The sequence below is a fragment of the Pseudonocardia sp. SID8383 genome, assembly GCF_009864975.1.
Taxonomy (GTDB): Bacteria; Actinomycetota; Actinomycetes; order Mycobacteriales; family Pseudonocardiaceae; genus Pseudonocardia; species Pseudonocardia alni.
Genome location: NZ_WWFY01000087.1, coordinates 1 through 2,349, shown reverse-complemented (window position 1 = coordinate 2,349; position 2,349 = coordinate 1). Strand labels below are relative to the sequence as shown.

General features: G+C 76.2%; 4 protein-coding genes. 2 read left to right on the top strand and 2 right to left on the bottom strand.

Translation table 11 applies throughout. The features are described 5' to 3' along the window. A partial coding sequence (locus GTW08_RS02130) for a bifunctional adenosylcobinamide kinase/adenosylcobinamide-phosphate guanylyltransferase (protein ID WP_346009835.1) occupies positions 1-541 on the bottom strand: 541 nt, incomplete at its 3' end. A 42-nt stretch (positions 542-583) separates the two neighbouring features. Here GTW08_RS02130 and GTW08_RS02125 point away from each other — a divergent pair. After that, complete coding sequence (locus GTW08_RS02125) at positions 584-1,198, top strand: VOC family protein (protein ID WP_073574147.1); 615 nt, start codon at positions 584-586, stop codon at positions 1,196-1,198. A 24-nt stretch (positions 1,199-1,222) separates the two neighbouring features. Here the strand turns inward: GTW08_RS02125 and GTW08_RS02120 are convergent, their stop codons facing one another. Then, positions 1,223-1,888, bottom strand: a complete 666-nt coding sequence (locus GTW08_RS02120; RefSeq protein WP_073574146.1) for a DUF3043 domain-containing protein — start codon at positions 1,886-1,888, stop codon at positions 1,223-1,225. Positions 1,889-1,926: 38 nt separating this feature from the next. Here GTW08_RS02120 and GTW08_RS02115 point away from each other — a divergent pair. Further along, a partial coding sequence (locus tag GTW08_RS02115) for a glycerate kinase (protein WP_161151316.1) occupies positions 1,927-2,349 on the top strand: 423 nt, incomplete at its 3' end.

The following is a 2,349-nucleotide window of genomic DNA, read 5'->3' as shown; positions in this document are numbered from 1 at the left end:
TCGGCAGGGTGAGCGCCCGCCCCGCCACCACCAGCACGACGTCGTCGCACACCCGCGCGACGGCGGCGTTCAGCTCACCCAGCCGGTCACGGAACAGCCGCCCGGCGCGGGTGTCCGGCACGACTCCCAGCCCCGTCTCGGCGGAGACCAGCACCAGCGGTCCCGGCGCGGCGGCCACCGCGGCGACCAGGCCGTCGACGGCGGCGTCGACCGTGGCGGGCACGACCGGGGCGTCCCAGGCGCCGGCATCGTCGAGGACCCCGGTCAGCCAGGTCGCCAGGTCGTCGACCAGCACCGGGCCGGGCCGGGCGAGTGCGGTCGCCAGCTCGGTGCCGCCGACCTCCTCGGTGGTCCAGTGGGCGGGACGCCGGGCGGCGTGCGCGGCGATGCGCGCGTCCCAGTCGGTGTCGCCGGGGATCCGCCGGCCGGTCGCGAGGTAGCGGACCGCCGCGTCGTCGCCGAGCAGTTCCTCGGCGTGCCGCGACTTGCCGGAGCGCGTGCCCCCGAGGACGAGCGTCCGCAGTTCGACGGGAGGAGTCACGCCGCACATCGTGTCCTACCGGTCCCCGGTAGCGTCGCGAAGGTGCTCGATCATCTGGTCCTGGCCACCCCCGACGTCGACGACACCGCCGCTGACCTGGCCGGACGTCATCTCCACACGCTCGAGGGTGGGCCGCACGTCGGTGTCGGCACCCGCAACCGGCTGGCCGGGATCGGGCCGGGCCGGTACCTGGAGGTCGTCGGCCCCGACCCCGCGCAGGACGAGCCGGGCGCACCGCGCCCGTTCCGGATCGACACCCTGACCGCACCCGCGCTGGTGACCTGGGCGGTGCGTGTCGACGACCTCGACGCCGCGCTCGACGCGGCCCGCGCCGCCGGGCACGACCCGGGACCCGCCCGGGACATGTCCCGTAGGCGCCCGGACGGCACGCTGCTCGCGTGGCGGCTCGCGTTCCCGCCCGACGACGCGGGTGGGGTGCTGCCGTTCCTCATCGACTGGGGCATCACCCGGCACCCGTCGTCCGACCTGCCGGTCCCGGCGAGCCTGCGCACGCTGCGCCTGACCCACCCCGAGCCGGAGCGGGTGACCGCACTGCTCGACGCGGTCGGTGCGGGTGGGGAGGCCGAGGTCGTCGCGGGGGAGACGCCGTCGCTGCAGGCCGTGCTGGACCTGCCCGGCGGGCCGCTCGTGCTCTGAGAGCAGGGGCCCGCCGGGACGGTGTCAGACCGTGTCGCCGCGCTTGACGCGCGGCTTGGGCACGCGCATGCGGCGCGGCTGGGTGGCGCGGGAGAACGCGTACCACCCGGTGCCGAGGCCCTTGATCTCCTCGTCGGGGAACTTCGCGCGGGCCTTCTTCAGGACCTGCATGCCCAGCAGCGTGCCCTCGACGACCATCACGATCAGCATCAGGAACGTGAACAGCGTGACGTACTGCTGGATCACCGGGTTCTGGATCAGCGCGGCGACCAGCACGAGCGCGGCCAGCGGCAGGAACAGCCCGATGACGTGCGGGCGCGAGTCGACGATGTCGCGCACGTACGCCCGCACCTTGCCGCGGTCGCGGGGGAGCAGCACGCGGTCGTCGCCGGCGTCCATCCGCTTGCGGCGCTCCAGTGCCTTCGCCCGGCGCTCGTCCTTCGACGGCCGGGTGGCGCGGGCCAGCTTCGCGGCCTCCCGCTGGGTGCGCGGCGGGGGCGGCGCGGGACCGCGCCGCCTGCCCTCGGCGTCACGGCGCTTCGGTGTCGCCCGGCCCTTGCCGGGGGTGGTGTGGGGACGCGAGCGGGTCGCGCCCTCGTCCTCCGTCTCCGCAGCGTCCGTGCCCGCCGGGGACTCGACGGCCGTCTGACCGGCCTGGTCGGAGCTCTCGGAGCGGCGCAGGAACCTCACAGGTGTCCACAATACGGGCCGCCGCTAGCCTGCCCCGCATGCGCATCGTGGTGGCTCCCGACTCCTTCGGCGGAACCCTCAGCGCACGGGAGGCGGCCGAGGCGATCGCCGCGGGCTGGCGGCGCGGCGTGCCGGGCGCCGACGTCGCGATCGTCCCCCTCGCCGACGGCGGCACCGGCTTCGCGGAGGTCCTGCACACCGCGCTCGGCGGGACCGTGCACGAGCTGGAGGTCACCGGTCCGCTCGGTGACCCGGTGACCGGGTCCTGGCTGCGCGTCGGCGACACGGCCTACCTGGAGTGCGCCTCGGCGTGCGGGCTGCACCACGTCCCGCGCGAGGACCGGGTCCCCGGGGTCGCCCGCACCGCGACGACGTCCGGGGTGGGGGAGCTGCTCGCCGCCGCCCGCGACGCCGGCGTCACGACCGCCGTCGTGGGGCTCGGCGGGTCCGCCACCACCGAC